At 58.7% G+C, this 19,275-nt stretch carries 20 protein-coding genes; 10 read left to right on the forward strand and 10 right to left on the reverse strand.

Annotated elements, in window-relative coordinates; all coding sequences use genetic code 11:
• The first annotated feature begins 21 nt into the window (after positions 1 to 21).
• Entirely contained in the window at positions 22 to 903 is an 882-nt protein-coding gene (ctlX, locus tag K3754_RS10620; RefSeq protein WP_259937151.1) for a citrulline utilization hydrolase CtlX, read from the forward strand.
• A gap of 16 nt (positions 904 to 919) precedes the next feature.
• Entirely contained in the window at positions 920 to 1,969 is a 1,050-nt protein-coding gene (locus tag K3754_RS10625; protein WP_259937153.1) for an ornithine cyclodeaminase, read from the forward strand.
• 16 nt (positions 1,970 to 1,985) lie between these two features.
• Here K3754_RS10625 and K3754_RS10630 read toward each other — a convergent pair whose 3' ends face one another.
• Both K3754_RS10630 and dksA read right to left on the reverse strand, forming a co-directional pair.
• Positions 1,986 to 3,146 carry an FAD-dependent monooxygenase gene (locus K3754_RS10630; protein WP_259937154.1) on the reverse strand — a complete coding sequence of 387 codons (1,161 nt, stop codon included), beginning with the start codon at positions 3,144 to 3,146 and terminating at the stop codon, positions 1,986 to 1,988.
• Positions 3,147 to 3,226: 80 nt separating this feature from the next.
• Positions 3,227 to 3,682 carry an RNA polymerase-binding protein DksA gene (gene dksA / locus K3754_RS10635; RefSeq protein WP_203211081.1) on the reverse strand — a complete coding sequence of 152 codons (456 nt, stop codon included), beginning with the start codon at positions 3,680 to 3,682 and terminating at the stop codon, positions 3,227 to 3,229.
• A 138-nt stretch (positions 3,683 to 3,820) separates the two neighbouring features.
• On the opposite strand from dksA, the gene K3754_RS10640 reads away from it, so the two are divergent.
• From K3754_RS10640 to K3754_RS10665, 6 genes are all read left to right on the forward strand, one after another.
• On the forward strand, positions 3,821 to 4,660 hold the full coding sequence (locus tag K3754_RS10640) for a MoxR family ATPase (protein WP_025048200.1): 840 nt from the start codon (positions 3,821 to 3,823) through the stop codon (positions 4,658 to 4,660).
• Positions 4,661 to 4,913: 253 nt separating this feature from the next.
• Positions 4,914 to 6,272: a DUF2927 domain-containing protein gene (locus tag K3754_RS10645; protein ID WP_259937155.1), complete on the forward strand. Its 1,359-nt coding sequence runs from the start codon at positions 4,914 to 4,916 to the stop codon at positions 6,270 to 6,272.
• 19 nt (positions 6,273 to 6,291) lie between these two features.
• A complete protein-coding gene (locus K3754_RS10650) occupies positions 6,292 to 6,459 on the forward strand; it encodes an apolipoprotein acyltransferase (protein WP_203211079.1) in 168 nt (55 codons plus the stop codon).
• 10 nt (positions 6,460 to 6,469) lie between these two features.
• A complete protein-coding gene (locus K3754_RS10655) occupies positions 6,470 to 7,657 on the forward strand; it encodes a VWA domain-containing protein (RefSeq protein WP_203211078.1) in 1,188 nt (395 codons plus the stop codon).
• Between the two features lie 60 nt (positions 7,658 to 7,717).
• Positions 7,718 to 8,875 (forward strand): cytochrome P450, encoded by a 1,158-nt coding sequence (locus K3754_RS10660; protein ID WP_259937157.1) that lies wholly within the window; start codon positions 7,718 to 7,720, stop codon positions 8,873 to 8,875.
• Between the two features lie 48 nt (positions 8,876 to 8,923).
• Positions 8,924 to 9,616 (forward strand): M48 family metalloprotease, encoded by a 693-nt coding sequence (locus K3754_RS10665; RefSeq protein ID WP_259937158.1) that lies wholly within the window; start codon positions 8,924 to 8,926, stop codon positions 9,614 to 9,616.
• Positions 9,617 to 9,630: 14 nt separating this feature from the next.
• On the opposite strand, the gene K3754_RS10670 is transcribed toward K3754_RS10665, so the two are convergent.
• From K3754_RS10670 to K3754_RS10690, 5 genes are all read right to left on the reverse strand, one after another.
• Entirely contained in the window at positions 9,631 to 10,131 is a 501-nt protein-coding gene (locus K3754_RS10670) for an RSP_2648 family PIN domain-containing protein (RefSeq protein ID WP_409202385.1), read from the reverse strand.
• 47 nt (positions 10,132 to 10,178) lie between these two features.
• Positions 10,179 to 11,390, reverse strand: coding sequence for an RSP_2647 family RNA methyltransferase (locus K3754_RS10675; protein WP_259937160.1), 1,212 nt, complete (start codon positions 11,388 to 11,390; stop codon positions 10,179 to 10,181).
• A gap of 82 nt (positions 11,391 to 11,472) precedes the next feature.
• Positions 11,473 to 12,105, reverse strand: a complete 633-nt coding sequence (locus K3754_RS10680; RefSeq protein ID WP_203211074.1) for a DUF6778 family protein — start codon at positions 12,103 to 12,105, stop codon at positions 11,473 to 11,475.
• 181 nt (positions 12,106 to 12,286) lie between these two features.
• Positions 12,287 to 12,559 (reverse strand): hypothetical protein, encoded by a 273-nt coding sequence (locus K3754_RS10685; protein ID WP_203211073.1) that lies wholly within the window; start codon positions 12,557 to 12,559, stop codon positions 12,287 to 12,289.
• A complete protein-coding gene (locus K3754_RS10690; protein ID WP_259937163.1) occupies positions 12,556 to 15,381 on the reverse strand; it encodes a bifunctional [glutamine synthetase] adenylyltransferase/[glutamine synthetase]-adenylyl-L-tyrosine phosphorylase in 2,826 nt (941 codons plus the stop codon). The genes K3754_RS10685 and K3754_RS10690 overlap by 4 nt, the downstream gene beginning before the upstream one ends.
• A gap of 28 nt (positions 15,382 to 15,409) precedes the next feature.
• Here K3754_RS10690 and K3754_RS10695 point away from each other — a divergent pair, with 28 nt between their 5' ends.
• Positions 15,410 to 15,880, forward strand: a complete 471-nt coding sequence (locus tag K3754_RS10695; protein ID WP_259937168.1) for a YbaK/EbsC family protein — start codon at positions 15,410 to 15,412, stop codon at positions 15,878 to 15,880.
• 456 nt (positions 15,881 to 16,336) lie between these two features.
• Here the strand turns inward: K3754_RS10695 and K3754_RS10700 are convergent, their stop codons facing one another.
• Positions 16,337 to 16,729: a hypothetical protein gene (locus K3754_RS10700; protein WP_259937170.1), complete on the reverse strand. Its 393-nt coding sequence runs from the start codon at positions 16,727 to 16,729 to the stop codon at positions 16,337 to 16,339.
• Positions 16,730 to 17,195: 466 nt separating this feature from the next.
• On the opposite strand from K3754_RS10700, the gene K3754_RS10705 reads away from it, so the two are divergent.
• Positions 17,196 to 18,038, forward strand: coding sequence for a hypothetical protein (locus K3754_RS10705; protein WP_259937172.1), 843 nt, complete (start codon positions 17,196 to 17,198; stop codon positions 18,036 to 18,038).
• 118 nt (positions 18,039 to 18,156) lie between these two features.
• Here the strand turns inward: K3754_RS10705 and K3754_RS10710 are convergent, their stop codons facing one another.
• Entirely contained in the window at positions 18,157 to 18,576 is a 420-nt protein-coding gene (locus K3754_RS10710) for a contact-dependent growth inhibition system immunity protein (protein ID WP_259937173.1), read from the reverse strand.
• Positions 18,577 to 18,656: 80 nt separating this feature from the next.
• On the reverse strand, positions 18,657 to 19,043 hold the full coding sequence (locus K3754_RS10715; protein WP_259937175.1) for a hypothetical protein: 387 nt from the start codon (positions 19,041 to 19,043) through the stop codon (positions 18,657 to 18,659).
• Positions 19,044 to 19,275 lie beyond the last annotated feature (232 nt).

A 19,275-nucleotide genomic window follows, 5' to 3' on the forward strand; every position in this document is an offset into this window, starting at 1 on the left:
CAAGCCCCCAAGTCGGTAGTGATGATCCGCCCGCATCATTTCCGGTCCAACCCGGAAACACGGGGGGATAATGCCTATCAAAGTGACAGTGCGGGCGATGTGGCCGCATTTGCCCGCGGCGAATTTGACCATGTGGTCGGCACTCTACGGGGGCACGGCATCGCTGTGCATGATTTCGACGACACCGGCACAGACACGCCGGACAGCGTTTTTCCGAACAACTGGTTCTCGACCCATGCAGGCGGCCATATCGCGGTTTATCCGATGTATGCGGCCAACCGCCGCCGCGAGCGGCGCTGGGACGTGATCGAAATGCTCAAATCCGAATACCGGGTGCAGGACATCATCGATTATTCAGGTCTTGAGTATGACAATCTGGCGCTTGAAGGCACCGGTGCGATGGTTCTGGATCACATCGGGCGTGTGGCTTACGTCGCCCGGTCCAAACGCGCCGATCCGGTGCTGCTGGAACGGTTCTGCACCAACTTCAACTTTGAGCCGATCGCCTTTGACGCCGCTGATGCGAAAGGCACGGCGGTCTATCATACCAATGTGCTGATGGCAGTGGGAACGCGCGTGGCGCTTGTCGGCCTTGAGATGATCACCGATCCGCACCGCCGCGCCATGGTGAAAGACAGGCTGACCGAGACCGAACGTGACGTGATTGCCCTGAGCGAGGCGCAGATCGCCGCCTTTGCCGGCAATGCGATCGAGCTGGAAGGCAAGGACGGTTTGATCCTTGCCCTTTCGGCGCGCGCCTTTGCCGCGCTGGAGCCAGATCAGGTCGCCCGTATCACAGAATCCGCGCGGATTGTGCCCTTGAACATACCTACAATTGAAACCGCTGGCGGGTCCGTGCGGTGCATGATCGCCGGTCTGCACCTGTCCCGCCGCACCCAATAAAATAAGAGGTTTACCCATGACAACGCTAGAACCCTCCGAAAAGGCCCTGGTGCCTTTCGTATCTGTCGATCACATGATGAAACTGATCCACCACATCGGTGTCGAGCAGATGATGACCGGCATTTCCGACTATATTGAATCGGATTTCAAACGGTGGGAGTTGTTCGACAAAACCCCGCGCGTGGCCAGCCATTCTGAAAAGGGTGTGATTGAGCTGATGCCGACCTCCGATGGCGATGTTTACGGGTTCAAATATGTGAACGGGCATCCGTCCAACACCAAGGACGGGTTGCAGACCGTGACGGCCTTTGGCCTCCTGGCGGATGTGGCGACCGGCTATCCTGTGTTGCTCACCGAGATGACCATTTTGACAGCGCTTCGCACGGCGGCGACGTCGGCGCTGGTGGCGCGGTTATTGGCACCCAAGGGTGCGCATGTGATGGCGATGATCGGCAATGGCGCGCAATCGGAGTTTCAAAGCCTTGCCATGAAGGCCATCGCTGGCATAGACGAAGTGCGCCTTTATGACATCGACAAGGCCGCGACCGCCAAATGCGCCGCCAACCTTGCCGGTTCCGGCCTCAAGGTTGTGGCATGTGAGACCGCCGAAGAGGCGATGCTGGGCGCACAGATCATCACCACCTGCACCGCGGACAAGCAATATGCGACCATCCTGACCGATAACATGATCGGCAGCGGTGTGCATATCAACGCCATCGGCGGCGATTGCCCCGGCAAGACAGAACTGGCACCGGCGATCCTGCATCGGTCTGAAATCTTTGTGGAATATCCCGAACAGACCCGGATTGAAGGCGAGATCCAGCAGCTTGAACCTGATCACGCGGTCACGGAGATCTGGCAGGTTCTGACCGGTCAGGCCAAGGGCCGCAGCGACGACAAACAGATCACCCTCTTTGACAGCGTCGGCTTTGCCATCGAGGATTTTTCGGCGTTGCGCTATGTGCGCGACCAGATTGAAGAAACCGGGCTGTTCCACCCACTGGATCTTCTTGCAGACCCGGATGATCCGCGCGACCTGTTCGGGATGTTGCAGCGGGCAAAATAGGCCCGCCGCCGCCCCTTCAGGCGTCTTTGGTCACGTCATAGCCGTAGAGCCAATCATAGGCCCCGATCATCCGTGACGGGGCCAATTTGCTGCCCAGTTGCAGGCCAAGATGGGCCAATCCGCGCATTGGGCCGGGCTTGAGGTGATAGCGCCATGCGTTGCTGTTGGCCGCCTCGATCACCTTTTTCACCCGCGCCATCCGGCGATTTTGATAGCCCGCCATCCAGTTGCCGCCCTTGATTGCCGCATCGGTCAGCACCCATGCATCTTCCAGCGCCATATTGGCCCCTTGCGCCAAGAACGGCAGGGTGGGATGTGCGGCATCACCCAACATCGCAACGTTCTGTGCGTACCATTTCTGCGCCACCGGGTGTCTGTGCAGCCCCCAGAGGTTGACCTGCGTGACCGCCGCCAGCATCTCAGGCACGCGGCCCGCAAAGCCATCAAAAGCGCGGCGCAGGTTGGCCGGATCGTCAGGATGGTGCCAGCCCTCTTCGGCCCAATCGTCGCGCTCTTCGACCGCAACCAAATTGATCAATCTGCCATCGCGCATCGGATAGCTGACCAGATGCCGCCCATCACCCATATGCACATGCGCCTCATCGGGGTGATTGCAGTGGTTGGGCACAACCGCGCGCCAGGCCACCTGCCCGGTGAAAAACGCCTGATCCTCACCATTCAGCAGAGGCCGTGCTACGGAATGGATGCCGTCCGCGGCTACCAATGTACCGGCCCGCCGGGTGCTGCCATCGACCATCTGCACGGTCGGGGTCTCGCCGGGGCGGATCGAGGCGACCTGAGCGCCCAGTTCGAACGTCACATTGGCGCGTTTGGCAGCTTCGGCCAGCACATCCACCAGATCGGCGCGGTGCAGGAACATATACTCCTGCCCCTTTTTCAGGCGGGTCAGGTCCAGCCGCGCCACCTGTGCGCCGGCCTCGTTGTGCAACACCACCGCCCGGCCTTTGACCGCACCGCGGCGGCGCAAGCCGGGTTCAAGCCCCAGAGCGCGCAGAACGGCCATGCCATTGGGGCTGATCTGCAGTCCTGCGCCCACTTCGGTAATCTGCGGGGCCTGTTCGAGCAGCGTCACCGCCACCCCGCGCCGGGCAAAACCCGCAGCCGCGGCAAGCCCACCAATGCCGCCGCCGATCACAATCGCATTTGTGTGCTTCACATCGTTCTCCAAAACAAAACGCCGAAGCGTTCCCGCCCCGGCGCTTGCTATTTCAGACCCTGATTAGGGGATCAATCGTATCAATCGTCGCGGTGCACTTTTTCGCGGCGCTCGTGTTTTTCCTGCGCTTCAAGGCTCATCGTCGCGATGGGCCGTGCGTCCAGACGCTTGAGCGAGATTTGATCGCCCGTCACAGAGCAATAGCCAAATTCACCCTCATCAATGCGGCGCAAAGCAGCGTCGATCTTGCCGACCAGTTTGCGTGCGCGGTCCCGTGTGCGCAATTCCAGCGCCCGGTCTGTTTCTTCCGATGCACGATCTGCCACATCTGGAATGTTGCGTGTGCCGTCCTGAAGCCCTTCGATGGTGTCGCGGCTGCCAGCCAGCAGCTCCGATTTCCAGGTCAGCAGCTTGCGCCGAAAATACTCAAGCTGCCTGTCATTCATGAACGGTTCGTCCTCAGCCGGAGAATAGTCATCCGGCAGGAAAACTTCCTGCTTCATCGTATGTCCCTCAACAGTTTTTAGTCCTGGCATATAAGACTCTCTCTCCCCGAGATCTCGTCCTGCCGCAGCGTCTACCTGAGCAACCAGCGATTGTCACTACACAATCCCTTGGAATTTTGGTTAAAGGCATGGGCAGTTTTTGCGCAAGACAGAGGGTTGAAAAGCAATATGAAATTTCAGGGTACCGCCGATTACGTCGCGACAGATGACCTCAAGATTGCCGTGAACGCGGCCGTGACGCTTGAGCGTCCCCTCTTGGTCAAGGGCGAGCCGGGCACCGGCAAAACCGAACTGGCGCGGCAGGTCTCTTCTGCACTGGGGCTGCGGATGATCGAATGGAACGTCAAATCCACCACACGCGCCCAGCAGGGTCTTTATGAATATGACGCCGTCTCGCGCCTGCGCGACAGCCAGTTGGGCGATGAGCGTGTGCATGACGTCAAGAATTACATCCGTAAGGGCAAGCTTTGGGAGGCCTTCGAGGCGGGCGAAAAAGTGGTGCTTTTGATCGACGAGATCGACAAGGCCGACATCGAATTTCCCAACGATCTGTTGCAGGAACTCGATAAGATGGAGTTCTTTGTTTATGAAACGGGCGAAACCATCAAGGCGGTCAACCGCCCGATTGTGATCATCACGTCAAACAACGAAAAGGAGCTGCCCGACGCGTTTCTGCGGCGCTGTTTCTTCCACTACATCCAGTTTCCTGACGTCGAGACCCTCAAGAAAATTGTCGAAGTACATCATCCGGGCATCAAGGAAAGCCTGCTGACCACCGCGCTCACCCAGTTCTATGAAGTGCGCGATCAGCAAGGCCTGAAGAAAAAGCCGTCTACCTCCGAAGTGCTGGATTGGCTCAAGCTGTTGTTGGCCGAGGATATGGATGCCGAGGATTTGAAATCTGACGGCAAAAGCGCCTTGCCCAAGCTGCATGGGGCCTTGCTCAAGAACGAACAGGATGTGCACCTGTTTGAACGGCTGGCCTTTATGGCGCGGGCGCAACGGTAATTTCCACGCTTTCCCGGACCCAAATGGCAGGCTCCCTCGGGAGCCTGTTTCTGTTTCTGCCCCAATTGCCCAAGATTTGCCTTATTTGCCCTCTACCAAAGAGGAAAGATCAGGCACAGACCTGACACTCAAGGCTCAGCATAGGGCAGCAGGCAGAGATGACAGTCCCATTCGCAGCACCCAACTGCGCGTTCTTTTCCCGTTTTCTGCGGCCCGTTTGGCCGCTTTCTTGCGCGGCTGCGGGGCATCGCCTGTGACCTCGCGTCTTGCCCTGCCACTTGTGATGCTGCTCAGCGCCTGCGTGCCCGCAGCGCAGAGCGACATGCCCACGCGGGCGCAATTCGCCCAAAGCACCCTGCCCCCGATGAAGACCTTCGCCGCCACCCGTCCGGCCGCGCCGATACGGTCAAACCGCGATCTGGCAATTGATTTCATTGAGCTGTCCTTCCAGATGGAAAGTGGACGGCAACTGCCGGTTCTGACCCGTTTCGAAACCCCGATCACCCTGCGCGTCACCGGCAAGCCGCCTGCAACCCTTGGCCCTGATCTCAAGCGATTGATGGCGCGGCTGCGCAATGAGGCGGGGATCGACATTTCTTATACCACACGCAGCGATGCCAATATCACCATCGAGGCCGTGAGCCGCGCCGATATTCACCGGATCTTGCCGCAAGCGGCCTGTTTCGTGGCGCCCAACGTGCGATCGCTCAGTGAATACCGCGGCGCCCGCCGCAAGGCCAAAACCGATTGGACCGCGCTGCAAACCCGCGAAAAGCTTGCAATTTTCTTGCCCAATGACGTCAGCCCGCAAGAGGTGCGCGATTGCCTGCACGAGGAACTGGCGCAGGCGCTTGGCCCGCTGAATGATCTTTATCGTCTGCCCGACAGCGTTTTCAACGATGACAATGTGCATACGGTTCTGACCGGTTTTGATATGCTGATCCTGCGGACCTATTATGATCCGGCATTGCGGTCTGGCATGACACGCGGGCAAGTGGCCCGCGCCCTGCCCGCCATTCTGGCCCGCAACAACCCACAGGGCGCGGCCCTGCCGGCCCGTTATGCCACACGCACACCGCAAGGCTGGAGCAAGGCGATCCAAACGGCATTGGGGCGCGGCACCCCAGCGGCCCGCCGCAATGCGGCCGCCCGTGAGGCCGTGCGCATCGCCACGGCGATGGGGTGGCAGGATCATCGCCGCGCTTTTGCGCATTATGCCATGGGCCGGGTGTTACAATCCACAGAACCGGATCGGGCGCACCATCAATACCTGATCGCAGACGGATATTATGCCGCCAGCCCCGGCACCACGCTGCACCGCGCCTATATCGCAACGCAGCTGGCCGCCTATGCCATCGCACAGGGGCGCGGCACCGAGGCTTTGCGGATCATCGCACCACACATCGAGGTCGCCCGCCAAAGTGAAAATGCCGCACTGCTGGCCACCTGCCTGTTGCTCAAGGCCGAAGCGCTTGAACTGGAGGGCCGCCCTGGCGAAGCGCGCAGCGTCAGGCTGGACAGCATCGGCTGGGCGCGATACGGCTTTGGCCCAGATTGGGCAGTGCGGGCCAAGCTGCGCGAGATTGCATCGCTGAGCCCGCTCAAAGGTTAAACGCGGGGCGCAAGCAGTTATGATCTTTTTGGTTTTTGGCATCCTGGGTGCCATCTATGGTGGTTTGACGGCCAAGAAACGCGGCGGAAACCGCAAGGATATCGCGCAATATGCCGCCAGTGCGGGCATCGCCTTTGCTTTGATCGGATTGGTTCTGACGGTCCTGGTAGACCGTTGGATCTTCTGAGGCAAACCCGATGTTCTTGCCCTTTTTCGACCAATTGCGCCGCCACAAGGTGCCGGTGTCCATGCGCGAGTTTCTGGCGTTTCTGGATGGGATGTCTGCGGGGTTGGCAACCTATGATGTTGAGGCGTTCTACTACCTCGCACGCATTTCCATGGTCAAAGACGAACGCAACATCGACAAGTTCGATCAGGCCTTCGCCGCCGCGTTCAAAGGGCTGGAGAGCATCAGTTTCGACGATGTACTGGAGGCCGTTGATATCCCACGCGAGTGGCTTGAAAAGATGGCGGAAAAGCATCTGAGCCCCGAGGAAATGGCCGAAATCGAAGCCATGGGCGGCTTTGACAAGTTGATGGAGACCCTCAAACAGCGGCTGGAAGAGCAAAAGGGCCGTCATCAGGGCGGCAACAAATGGGTTGGCACTGCTGGCACCTCGCCGTTTGGCGCCTATGGCTACAATCCCGAAGGGGTGCGGATCGGACAGAAGGAATCCCGCCACCAAAAAGCGGTCAAGGTTTGGGACAAACGCGAGTTTCGCAATCTCGATGACACAGTTGAACTGGGCACCCGCAACATCAAAGTGGCCCTGAAACGCCTGCGCCGCTGGGCAAGGGACGGCGCGGATGAGGAACTTGATCTGAACGGGACGATCCGCTCTACCGCCGAACACGGCTATCTCGACGTGAAAACCCGCCCGGAACGGCGCAATGCGGTCAAGGTGCTGCTGTTTCTCGATGTGGGCGGCTCCATGGATCCGCATATCCGGGTGGTGGAAGAGTTGTTCTCGGCGGCCAAGGCCGAGTTCAAACATCTTGAACATTTCTATTTTCACAATTGCCTTTACGAAGGTGTGTGGCGCGACAACCGCCGCCGCTGGGATGCCCAGGAAAGCACGATGGACATCCTCCACACTTACGGGCCTGATTATAAATGTATATTTGTCGGTGACGCATCGATGTCGCCCTATGAAATCGCCTATCCCGGCGGCGCCAATGAGCATTGGAATGCCGAGGCGGGCTCGGTCTGGCTCAACCGCGTGCGCGAGCAGTGGAAAAGCAGCCTTTGGATCAATCCGGTGCCCGAAAAATACTGGCAATACACCCAGTCGATCATGATGATCCAAGAGATTTTCGGACCTGACGCTATGGTGCCCATGACCCTTGAGGGGCTGTCACGCGGGATCAAGGAATTGACCCGCTAGGGGCTTTTTAGGCGTATACTGCCCCTTGGCCCCCCTGCTGTTCCGCACTAGGCTTGGCCCATGTCCAATGCCCCCGTCACCCATATCGACCTCGCCGCGTTTGCCGCTGATCCCTATCCGGTGCTGGCGCAGATGCGGGCCAAAACGCCGATCACCTTTGTACCCGAACTGGGCGCGACCCTGCTGACCCGGCGCGACGACATTCACCGCGAGGAAAAGCGGATCGAGGTGTTTTCATCGGTTCAACCGGGCGGGTTGATGGAACAGATCATGGGCCTGAATATGATGCGCCGTGATGGTGAGCCGCATGGGCAGGAACGCCGTGCGTTGTTTCCCGCGCTCAGCCCGCGCACCGTGGCAGATCACTGGGCGCCACAGTTTGAACAGATCGTGACTGCGCGGCTGGACCAATTGGCCCCTCTGGGCGGCTGCGATCTGGTTCGCGATTTTGCCATGCCGGTGTCCGGTGCCGCGCTGTGTGCCATGACGGGGCTGACCTGCATGACCCCTAAGGAGATGGACAGCGCCAGCCAGCAAATGATTGATGCCATTGCCAATTATGCAGCCAACCCGCAAATCGAGGCGACCGGTCTTGCTGCCTCAACCCGTGTGGATGACGCGATTGCGGAATGCTTGCCGCAGGTCCGCGCTGTGCCTGATCCCTCGATCCTGAGTGTACTCGACCGGGCTGAAATGCCCCTGCCCTCCATCGCGGCCAATATCAAGGTGATCATTGGCGGCGGCCAGAATGAGCCGCGTGATGCCATTGCGGGCCTGCTATGGGCTTTGCTTGCCCATCCGGATCAACGCGCCCTGATCACATCCGGCGATGCCACACTGTCGGATGCGTTTTCCGAATATGCGCGGCTTGTTGCGCCCATCCAGATGGCCCCGCGCATGGTGGCGCGGCGCGACACTGTTGCTGGCGTGACGTTTGAGCCAGGTGACCGGGTGTTCTTGATGTTTGGCTCGGCTTGCCGGGACGAAGACCATTTTGCCAATGCGGATCAATTTGATCTGTCCCGTGATACCTCTGCCGCTATCCCGTTCGGCGCTGGCCCGCATTTCTGCGCCGGTGCTGCGGCCTCCCGCAGCTTGGTGGCTCATTACGCCGTGCCAATGATCCTTGAGCGGTTTCCACAATTGCGGCTTGCCGGACCCGTACCCTTTGCCGGCTGGGCGTTTCGCGGGCCAACCTCGGTGCCGGTAACGTGGTAGCGGCCCAGACGCCCTTGCCCGTCGCGCCGTGCACCCCATATTGATGCTATGATCCGCGTTTTACCTATCCTTCTGGCCGTGGCCTATGCCCTTGCGATGTATCGCTTTTCCGCTTGGCGCACCGCGCGGGAACTCGACGCACGCTCCACCCCTTTGGTTGATCCTGCGCTCAAGGACATGTCGGACCGGATGGCAAAAGCGCTCGATCTGCCGCGGATCAAGGTGCACATCTACGAGATTGATCCGGTGAACGGTCTGGCCGCGCCGGATGGCCGGATTTTCATTACGCGCGGCTTTTACAACAGGTTCCGTGCGGGAGAGGTGACAGCCGAAGAACTGGCCAGTGTGATCGCTCACGAGCTGGGGCATGTGGCACTTGGCCATTCGCGCCGCCGCATGATTGATTTTTCTGGGCAAAACGCCATGCGCACGGTTTTGGCGATGGTTCTGGGCCGGTTTATCCCGTTTGCAGGGGTTTGGATCGCCAATATGTTAACCACGCTTCTGGCGGCGCGGTTATCGCGCGGCGACGAATACGAGGCGGACGCCTATGCCGCCGCGCTTTTGACGAAGGCGGGGATCGGTGTTGGTCCGCAGATTTCCCTGTTTGAAAAGCTGGAAGGATTGACCCAATCCAATCACGGCACGGCGCCGGCCTGGCTTTTGAGCCATCCCAAAACCGCCGAGCGTATCGCGGCCCTGCGCAAGCTTGAAGCACGCTGGGACAAGGCGGATCCGTAATTCGTATACGGTCTCTAAGTGGTCAGTGCCTTGGCCAATCGCGGCAGCCTGGCTTTTTTCATCAGCCCGCGCATATCCCAGTCCTGGCCAGACATATGCTGCGCGGCTTGCAGTATGCGCTCTGAAACCACGCGGATGGCGGCATCATGTTCGGGCCAGAGCTGCATCAGGTAGCTGTCGGGATCGACCCGTTCAATGCCCTCTTCGGCCAAGGTGCCGCGCGGAAAATCCTTGGCGTTCAAAGTCATGATCATATCGGCACCGGCATCCACCGCGACTGCCAAGACATGAATGTCGTCCGCATCCGGCAACCATAACCGGGCTACGAGGCCGGGGGCTGCGGGGCGTTCGGCCTTTGGCCAGGCGGCGCGGATCAGGGCAATCTCTGCGCGGGCCTGTGCCTCACCTTCGGGGCCGAGCTTGATCGCGGCGCGGGCCCATTCTTCCAGGATACGCGCTGACCAGATCGGTTCAAACGCGCCTGATGCTGCCACCCCAAGCACCACCTCGCGCATCACCGTGGGGTAAAGCACGCAGGTGTCGATCAGGATGCGCGGGGCGCTCACAGGCGGAAGAACAACGACTTCAGATAGCCGCTTTCGGCCAGTTGCGGCAGCTGCGGGTGGTCCGGTCCGGCAAAACCGGTGTGCAGCATGATCGCCCGCCGTCCGGCACGGCCAATGCCGCGCACTGATGCATTCCGGAACTGCGCCAGATCCGCCGCATGCGAACAGGAACACAGGGCCAGAATGCCGTTCTCAGCCACCAATGGCGCGGCCAGACGCGCGATCTTTTCATAGGCCCGCAATCCGGCCTCAAGCGCATTGCGCGAGGGGGCAAAGGCGGGCGGATCACAGATCACCACATCAAACTGTGCCCCTTCGCTGCGCAGGGCGGCCAGCGTGTCAAAGGCATCGCCCTGGCGGATGCTGAATTTGTCCTGCACGCCCATCGCTTTGGCACCGGCCTCGGCCAGCGCAAGCGCGGGCGCGGATCCATCTACCGCCAGTGCAGAAGCCGCACCATTGGCCAAAGCGGCCAGAGAAAATCCTCCAACATGGGAAAAAACGTCCAGAACCCGCGCGTCTTTGCTGAGGTTGGCGGCAAAAGCATGGTTGGGACGTTGATCATAAAACAGGCCGGTTTTCTGGCCACCGGTCAAGTCCGCCATATAGGTGGCGCCATTCATCGGCACGGGCAGCGCCGCCTCGGGGGCTGCGCCAGTCAAAACCGCAGAGACATCGTCCAGCCCCTCAAGGGTGCGCGTGCGCCCGCCTGCGTTTTTCAGGATGTTGCTGATGCCGGTTACGGATGTCAGCGCCGCGCAAAGCGGTTCCAGCAGGGCATCGGCCCACGCGGCATTGGGCTGCACCACACATGTGTCGCCAAACCGGTCGATGATCACACCGGGCAACCCGTCAGCCTCGGCATGGATCAAGCGATAATACGGGGCATCAAAGAGTTGCGAACGCAGGGCCAGCGCACGGGCGATATGCGCCTCAAACCATGGCTGATCAATCACCGCATCCGGGTTTTGGTCCAGCATCCGCGCAATGATCTTTGACGTCGGATTGACCGAAACCAGCCCCATAGGCTGGCGGGCGTCATCTTCGAGTCGGGCCAGTGTGCCGGGGTCAAGTTTCTTGGTCCGGCGGTCCAACACCATTTCATTGGCATAGACCCAAGGGAAGCCGTGGCGGATGGCACGGGCGTTGGCCTTTGGCAAAAGGCGGACGACCGGCAGTGAGGCGGATGAAGAAAGGGGCGCTGTCATAGCGCCCCCTCTAGTGGGTTCTGGCCTTTAACGAAAGCGCCGATTTTGTTGTGGTCCCGCATTGCCCCCAATGCGCAGCCAATCAGACGCTTGGTTTGGCCAGCTCCTCCTGGATCACCTGGGCAAGATAGCCGGTGACCCGAACCTTTTGTGTGTGCCCTGCCCGGTCCGCCTCAATCGCGGCCTGCCCGCCAAAGGCATGCAGGTTCGCTGAGACTTTGCGCGGCGGCGCCAGTGCGATGCCGGTATCGGCGCTGCGCACAGTCAGGATAAACTCCATATTGTGCACGCCGCTGGCGAAATAGCGGGTCTTCTCGCTGACGGAATGGAACCGTGCGATTTCCACGTCCAGCACCACCGGAACAGCGCCGTTCATGTTTGCCGTGCCTCTGGCAAAAGCTTCTTCAAAGATGGCTTCGATCTGCTCATAGCGGTCGCCAATCGGATCACCGCGCCAAACGATGTCACCGCGTGGATAATAGACGTTGGCCTCGGAGACTTTGAGGCTGCGCGGGGCGCGGACGTTGATCTCTGTCACATTCATCGAATAGGGCAACTGCTTTTGCGCCACCGATTCTGCTACAAGGGGCGATGATCCCAGCAAGGGTTCGGTTGCCTCAAACGGTGCGTTCCGGCTGGTTACATCCGGCAGTTGGGCGCAGGCGGCGGTCATCGCGCCCAGGGCCAGTGCCCCGATCAGTTTCAGTGTTTTCATGTCATCCTCGCTTGGGCGCATCGCCGCAGGCTGTTTCACTTCACATTGAAACAAATGCCCGGCAATGAGGGCGAGAATTGGGCGTAATCTGTGAAAGAGCGGGGCGTTCCGATGTCCGCCGGGAGGCCCGCTGCCTCAATGGTGCCTGTTCGGCACGGCCCACAGGAACGCAGGCGAAGGATCAGTTCCGTGTCCGGCTGCGCCAACCGCCGCGGCGGCGCGGGGCGGTCATGGTGGTGCGCCCATCCGTCAGGATCTGCGTCATCGGGTGATCGGGAAAGTCATCCCCATAGCGGCCCAAAAGCACCCCGAGACTGTTCAGCGTATCCTGCCCTGATGGCAAGGACAGCGCCCAGTCAAGAAAGATCGTCCGGCATTCCGCCGCCGAGATGCCATCCATCCGGTACGCTTCGAAAATCAGTCCTTTCGGATCCATTTCATCACCTTTTTTCATGTCGCCTCGTTGGCTTGGGTTGTCGGCGGCGCCGGCAGGGCCGCGTCGATCATTTCGGCCGCGCGGGCATAGGTCTGGGTCATTTGCGCCTCAAGATCGGCGAAAGTGTCGCATCCCAACGTTCTGGCGAGGAATTTTTCGCCCGCCTGCCCCAATTTGTCCGATCGTACCGGATTTGCGGACAAGAGCCGACCGGCACATTGCAAGGTCCAACATTGGTCATAGGCCTGTTGCAACGCGGTACGTTGGCTTTCCGAGATCACCTGTGATGCCTCTGCCGCGCTAAGACCGTCGGAGATGTCGTGGGCCGCGCGACCCGCCATCAAGGCTCCGGCTTGGGCAAACAATTCGATGTCCTGCAAGCGCCCTGCCCCGATCTTGGCGTCAAAGGGGCCATCGGGGGCTTTGGCAGCGGCAATGCGCAGGCGCATCTGGGCGACCTCGGGCAAGATCTGATCGCTTGGATGTCCGGTCTTGAGAATATCCGCGCAAAGGGCAGCAACATCTGCGGCCAATCCCGGCGGTCCGGCCACCACATCGGCCCGTGTCAGCGCCAGATGTTCCCAGACCCAGGCCTCCTCCTTTTGATAGCTTTCAAAACTGGACAGGCTGGTGGCCACCGGCCCTTGATTGCCCGACGGTCGCAGCCGCATATCAACTTCGTACAAGCGCCCCTGCGCCATCGGGGCGGTCATGGCGGTGATCATCGCCTGGGTCAGCCGCGCATAATAGAGCCTTGAGGCCAGCGGGCGCTTACCTTCAGAGCTGTCCTGCCCGTCCGGATCATAGATCACCAACATGTCCAGATCGGAGGTCGCGGTCAGACGCCCGGCCCCAAGCGAGCCCATGCCCAGCAGCACCGCACCGCGCCCCGGCGGCGGACCATGGCGCAGGGCAAATTGTGCCGTGACCACAGGCCAAAGCGCGGTGAGAACCGCGCGGGCCAGTTCCGCATATTGCCGGCCTGCGGTCGCTGCATCAATGAGACCACGCAACAGATGCACCCCGATCCGAAAATGCCATTCACGGGCCCAACGGCGGGTGCCGTCCAGCTGCGCCTCATAGTCCGGCTCTGCCGCCAGTGTTTCAGCGAGCATCTCGGTCAGTCCCGCCTGCCCCGGCCAATCGCTGAAGAAATCGCCGCCAATGACCGCATCAAACACGCCGGCGTTGCGCGACAGGTGCACCGCCAGGGCCGGTGAGGTGCTGACGATATCAATCAACAGATCGGCCAATTGCGGGTTTGCCTTGAGCAGTGAGAACAATTGCACCCCAGCGGGCAATCCGGCGAGAAAGCCATCAAAGGCCAGCAACGCCTCGTCCGGTTTTGCCGCCCGTGCCAACCGCGCCAGAAGATCCGGTTTCAGACGCTCAAAGATCTCCAGCCCGCGTTCAGAGCGGAGCGCCGGATAGCTTTGCCAGCGATCCAACACCTGATGATCAAACACATGATCGGCGGCGGCCTCCTTGGCCGCATCGGGCGCAGGGGCGCGGGAGGCGGCAAAGAACCCTTCGGTCAGCTCATGTACCGCACTGAGCCGCGCGTGCAGTTCTGCCTCAAGCTCCGGCACGTCTTTGTCCATCATCGCGGCAAGCCGCGCAAAACCTTCGGGCGATTGCGGCAGATTGTGGGTCTGGGCATCGCGCACCATCTGAACCCGGTGTTCCACCGTGCGGTGATAGCGATAGTGATCGGCCAGAACCTGCGCAACATCCGGCGGCACCCAGCCCTTGTCCGCCAAGACAGACAAGCCCTCACAGGTGCCGCGCAACCTCAGATCCGGATCGCGCCCGCCTGCGATCAACTGGCGGGTCTGAGTGAAAAACTCGATCTCGCGAATGCCGCCGCGCCCCAGTTTCATATTGTGCCCCGGCAAGGTGATCGGCCCGCCCAGCCCCTTGTGTTCACGGATCGCCAGCCGCATGTCATGGGCGTCCTGAATGGCCGCAAAATCCAGATGCCGCCGCCAGACAAAGGGCCGCAGAGCCTTGAGGAACCTGTCACCCGCCACCAGGTCGCCTGCCGCTGGCCGCGCCTTGATATAGGCCGCGCGTTCCCATGTCCGGCCCAGCGACTCATAATAACGTTCCGCCGCCTCCATCGCCATACAGACCGGGGTGACCGCGGGATCGGGGCGCAGGCGCAAATCGGTGCGAAACACATATCCTTCGCTGGTCAGATCACTCAGCGTCCCGCTCATCGCGCGGGTTGCACGGACAAACCCGGTGCGGGCCTCGTGGAAATCACCCGGATCAAAGCGGGTCTCATCAAAGAGGCAGATCAGATCGATGTCAGAGGAATAGTTCAGCTCATGCGCGCCCATCTTGCCCATGGCGAGCACCACCATGCCGCCTGCGTCGTGCAGATCGTCTTCGGTCAGCCCCGGCATCTTGCCGCGCCGGATCTGCGCCGCCAAACCGCCGCGCAGGGCCGCACCGCAGGCCGCATCGGCATAATCGGTCAAGGCGCCGGTCACCTGTTCGAGCGACCAAGCGCCGCCCAGATCCGCCAGCGCCGCCATCAGGGCCACCCGCCGTTTCCCGCGGCGCAGCCCATCGGCCAGATCAGACGCCGCAAGCTCCGCCACGCCTGCAATCACCTGATCCACCGCAGTGTCAGGATCTTCCACCGCGCCGCGCAACCAATCGGCCTCCCGCTCCAGCAGGCCCATGAGATAGGGCGCGGTCGAAACAGCCCCTTTGATCAGCGCCGCAACCGAAGGGTCAAACCCGTCAATCAGAGGGCCGGCATCGGCGGCGCGGCCCTCATCAAAAATGCGGGGTGTACGTGTGATCTGGCTGGAAAGATGGGATGTTGTCATGCCACTAGCTTTGCGTCAGTGTCGCGCCATGAGCAAGAGCCTGAAACGCGTTCGCGCCGCATTGGATGCGGCAAATGTCACCGCAGATGTCCGTGAAACCGCACTGGCACGGACCGCAGCAGACGCCGCTGCGGCACTCGGCTGCACAGTGGATCAAATCGCCAAATCCATCGTGCTGCGCGGCGAGACCAGCGGCGAGGCTGTTCTGTTTGTGACCGCGGGCGGGCAACAGGTGGATCTGACCGCCGCCGCCGCCCTCGCCGGAGAGCCGCTGGGCAAGGCCGACGCCGCCCTAATCCGTGCGCAAACCGGCTTTGCCATCGGCGGGGTTTCCCCTGTTGGCCACATCAATCCGACGCGGTCATGGTTTGACCGGACTTTGCTGGAGTTTGACATGATCTGGGCCGCCGCCGGCACCCCGCATCATGTGTTCGGCTTGGCGCCAAAGGAGATGCTGCGCATTTCGGGCGCGCAACTGGCTGATTTTAAGGTGATTTAGAAGACAAACCCTTTCCCGCACAGAAAAGGAAAACACGCGGATTATTTGGGTGGACGGCCAAGCGAAGCCCTCGGATGCGGGGTATGAGCTCAAAGATACCCTAGGAGATGAAGCCGAATTGCCAAATCACCGATTTGGCAGCGCCCGAACCGCCCCGTTTTGCCAAAGGCAAACCTACGGTTTGACGGGGCGGGCGCTTTGCTTCCTGCCCCTCGGTTCGGGCGCGGTGGTTCTTTCAGGGCAGCTCTGTTCGCACAGCCGACATTCGCCTGCCGCTCCTTTATGTCGTGCCCTACCCTACCAGTTGGCAAGTCAGACCGAAACTGTCAGATGTCGGCTGTGAGCCCATAGCAGACCCATCGCTGTCCTAAAAAGCCAACGCCTCTCAAACTTAATGTTTCTCAGGTGCAGAATAGCGAGAAAGAAATGTAACTGCATCAGTTAGACTTCACCAAATCAATGAGCTGGTGTTTTTGCGATTTGAGCCCCAATCAGGCTAGAAACTGCCACCACAAGCAGGCCTACACCAGCGATCTCAAATGTAAGGCTTTCGATCTCTGACGATGAAATTGCTAAGAAAAAGAAGGCGTGGGCGGTGTATGCGATCATCATCATCTTTACGTGGTCAAAAGCATCAGGCCGCCTCCTCACTAACCCAAAATACACGCAGGAAAAAATGTAACCAGACATCACGTAAAATAGAGCAGGAAAGAGAGCGAACTTGCTCGATGTTTCCACGATTCCGAACAGCTCAAATCTGGTTGGCTCGTAAAACTTTGCATGAATGAACGCAGTTACAAGCACAACTTCAAGGGAACGCTCGACTACCCAACTTAGAAAAACACGCATGTCACAGCCTTTTCGGAGCGCGCAGACAAATTTACACCTTTGATCCTCTGCCACAAATGAAACTATCAGCGGTTGGACCGTTAAGATTTGGAGTTAATGATTGCAAGGTGGTCAACAGTGTCACTTTGTCCGCAGGACCAACATTGGCTCCTTTTTGTTGCTTCCCAGCTACCATCTACCTGCGACGGATGCAGAAGGTTACCACATCAAGAAGCAAAGCTACCGGTCCGCCAAAATAAAGCCCTCCAACAATGGCCCGATCCACACTTCGGACGCCAAAACCCTCTGGGAACGATAGGTGAAGGCATAAGAATACAAGCCAGAAACCAACAATGATCTTAAAATCAATACTTCTGGCAGTCAGGTACTTTCGAAGCAACTTGCGGCCTCCCTTTTGTCGTGCCCACAGCCTACCAGTTGGCAAGTCAGACCGAAACTGTCAGATTTCGGCTATGAGCCCCTTTGCATGTCTGGCCTGTCCGAACTAACGTCCGCATACGAATTTTCCGGAGATATTTCAGTGAGTGGTGTTTGGCGACCAGAGCGACGCAATCGCAATATCGGAACTTCATGGTCGGGATATTCGAAGTCGAACGACATGCGCATTCCAGAAAGCTGGCAAGACAAGCATGGAAACTATTCGATGTTCTATGAACGCCTCGAAGCTGCGAAGGAGCAAGAGGCGACAATAGGCGACTTCAAGCTAAAAGTTCTCTACGAAGAGCCACGCGAAGGCTTCACATATGGATGTACGCCTGCTGACGTGATCAAGATTTTAAGGGCAGTTGCAAGTCTATCTCCGGAATTGCCAAACATAATTGCATTCCGGCAACCAACCCGAAAACAGCGACAACAAAAGCCCGTTTGGGGCCGCTTTCTATATTTTGCAGAATTTGGAAAGCATGAGGGAACTGCAATCATACTTGAGGCCCAAGAGCTAGGTACCGTGTTGAAGTGGTCAAAGCGCATGACGATTGAGGATAGAGCCGAATACGAACGCCTCGCTGCAGACGGTCATCCATTCGTGGAGACGAAACGGCACTTTGAGGCCAAGCTGGTTGAAGATGCGGTGCGAAATACCAAGCTCTATCGAACATTGCTTCATGAGATTGGACATTTGGCGCACTATCACCGTGATGTTCTCGATGATCGAACAGCCCTTGATGAAGATTTTGATGTTGCTCGTGACCTATATTTTTTGAAGCCGAGCTCGGAACGAGAAATCTTTGCACATTCTTTTGCCGAAAGTCTTTCGCAGTCTTTAAGGCTGACTGGAGAAATACCTTTCGATCCTCTGGGGTTGAGGTAAGCAGACGTTCGCGAATAGCAACTGCTGGTCTCATTGTCCGCAAAGCCGACATCCTGTGGCTGCTAACGCCCACAAGTCTGACAAGTTTTGTCAGATGACCGAAAAGAGTCCAAAGCTACTACCGAGTGCGGGTCTGCAGTTCAGCCGCTAAACACTCAACGGCGCTCATATCTGTACTATTCAACTTTGGATCAACGGCTTCAATTGCAGCGACGCAGGCTGCAAGAAGGTGCCTAACGTCTTCAAGCCCCAATTGACTGGTATTTTCAGGGTGTCGGGCAATAGCTACTAGTAAGTCCCCTTCGAAAAAGTCTCCCTCCGCAAACGGGTTATTCCGTAGGATTTCAACGGCTCGCGGAAGAAGGTACTTTGCGCCAATGGACTGACCAAGCATGATACGAAGATCTTCAACACTAAAATCGCCTAGCCGTTTCTTCCGCAATTGGTGGCAGGTTGTGACCAGACGAGAGTTAAAATCTGGTTCAGGCCACACTTGAGATTCCAGTTGCTCAAGAGTCATATGGTCAGTTTTCTTCATGATCCGATCCTGAGCTAACAGCAAAGCAAGTCAAGGCCAGCTTTGCCCGCAAAGCCTACTTCTCGAAGAGGCAATAAATGTCAGTCTGCACCATAACGAGCCTTAAAAAATTCGGCGTCTACAGCTTCATTGGGGTCGTAGTCACATTCTTGCCATTTCAAGAACTTTGTTTTTGCTCTTGGAAAAGATGAAAAGCGCCCCCAATTCTTTTCAAGCCATCCGAGTGTCACATGCGCACCATTGTCACGTAGATCATTCTCGTGAATGGACCAGCTCCCCATCAATCCTGCTTTGTAGCCCAACCAGTTGAACCCGACGAGGTGCCCGTCGGACATGATGAACATATAACAAAATGCGTCCCGATCTGGGTGAGTATCGAAAAAGTAGATCAGATCACCTATGCCAATGCATGCGTCAGGGTCTGTAACTTCACGATAGGTCTGCCCCATCAAACTGAATTCAAACATTTTCGATCCACTATTTATGTCTTCACTTGCGTCTCGAGTAACAGTGGGAAAGGATGGCTTCAAGACGCAGCCCTGTGGTTTTCAATTCTCCGCGCAGGGAACGGCAGCTAGGTCCGCATAGCCGACATTGGCTCCTTTTTGTCGTTCCCTACCCTAGCAGTTGGCATGGTCGACCAAAACTGTCAGATGTCGGCTGTGAGGCCAAAGTCCCCAGTTTTGAGCCATTGCTCGT

The sequence above is a fragment of the Sulfitobacter sp. M368 genome (genome assembly GCF_025141875.1).
Taxonomy (GTDB): Bacteria; Pseudomonadota; Alphaproteobacteria; order Rhodobacterales; family Rhodobacteraceae; genus Sulfitobacter; species Sulfitobacter mediterraneus_A.

What these genes read in the sequence shown, in the direction of transcription:
- K3754_RS10650 (WP_203211079.1), top strand. Translation starts at nt 6,292, where the DNA reads ATGATCTTTTTGGTTTTTGGCATCCTGGGTGCCATCTATGGTGGTTTG.
- K3754_RS10625 (WP_259937153.1), top strand. Translation starts at nt 920, where the DNA reads ATGACAACGCTAGAACCCTCCGAAAAGGCCCTGGTGCCTTTCGTATCT.
- K3754_RS10680 (WP_203211074.1), bottom strand. Translation starts at nt 12,105, where the DNA reads ATGAAAACACTGAAACTGATCGGGGCACTGGCCCTGGGCGCGATGACC.
- K3754_RS10690 (WP_259937163.1), bottom strand. Translation starts at nt 15,381, where the DNA reads ATGACAACATCCCATCTTTCCAGCCAGATCACACGTACACCCCGCATT.
- ctlX (WP_259937151.1), top strand. Translation starts at nt 22, where the DNA reads ATGATCCGCCCGCATCATTTCCGGTCCAACCCGGAAACACGGGGGGAT.
- dksA (WP_203211081.1), bottom strand. Translation starts at nt 3,682, where the DNA reads ATGCCAGGACTAAAAACTGTTGAGGGACATACGATGAAGCAGGAAGTT.
- K3754_RS10640 (WP_025048200.1), top strand. Translation starts at nt 3,821, where the DNA reads ATGAAATTTCAGGGTACCGCCGATTACGTCGCGACAGATGACCTCAAG.
- K3754_RS10660 (WP_259937157.1), top strand. Translation starts at nt 7,718, where the DNA reads ATGTCCAATGCCCCCGTCACCCATATCGACCTCGCCGCGTTTGCCGCT.
- K3754_RS10685 (WP_203211073.1), bottom strand. Translation starts at nt 12,559, where the DNA reads ATGAAAAAAGGTGATGAAATGGATCCGAAAGGACTGATTTTCGAAGCG.
- K3754_RS10700 (WP_259937170.1), bottom strand. Translation starts at nt 16,729, where the DNA reads ATGCGTGTTTTTCTAAGTTGGGTAGTCGAGCGTTCCCTTGAAGTTGTG.
- K3754_RS10710 (WP_259937173.1), bottom strand. Translation starts at nt 18,576, where the DNA reads ATGAAGAAAACTGACCATATGACTCTTGAGCAACTGGAATCTCAAGTG.
- K3754_RS10715 (WP_259937175.1), bottom strand. Translation starts at nt 19,043, where the DNA reads ATGTTTGAATTCAGTTTGATGGGGCAGACCTATCGTGAAGTTACAGAC.
- K3754_RS10655 (WP_203211078.1), top strand. Translation starts at nt 6,470, where the DNA reads ATGTTCTTGCCCTTTTTCGACCAATTGCGCCGCCACAAGGTGCCGGTG.
- K3754_RS10665 (WP_259937158.1), top strand. Translation starts at nt 8,924, where the DNA reads ATGATCCGCGTTTTACCTATCCTTCTGGCCGTGGCCTATGCCCTTGCG.
- K3754_RS10670 (WP_409202385.1), bottom strand. Translation starts at nt 10,131, where the DNA reads ATGCGCGAGGTGGTGCTTGGGGTGGCAGCATCAGGCGCGTTTGAACCG.
- K3754_RS10705 (WP_259937172.1), top strand. Translation starts at nt 17,196, where the DNA reads ATGTCTGGCCTGTCCGAACTAACGTCCGCATACGAATTTTCCGGAGAT.
- K3754_RS10695 (WP_259937168.1), top strand. Translation starts at nt 15,410, where the DNA reads ATGAGCAAGAGCCTGAAACGCGTTCGCGCCGCATTGGATGCGGCAAAT.
- K3754_RS10675 (WP_259937160.1), bottom strand. Translation starts at nt 11,390, where the DNA reads ATGACAGCGCCCCTTTCTTCATCCGCCTCACTGCCGGTCGTCCGCCTT.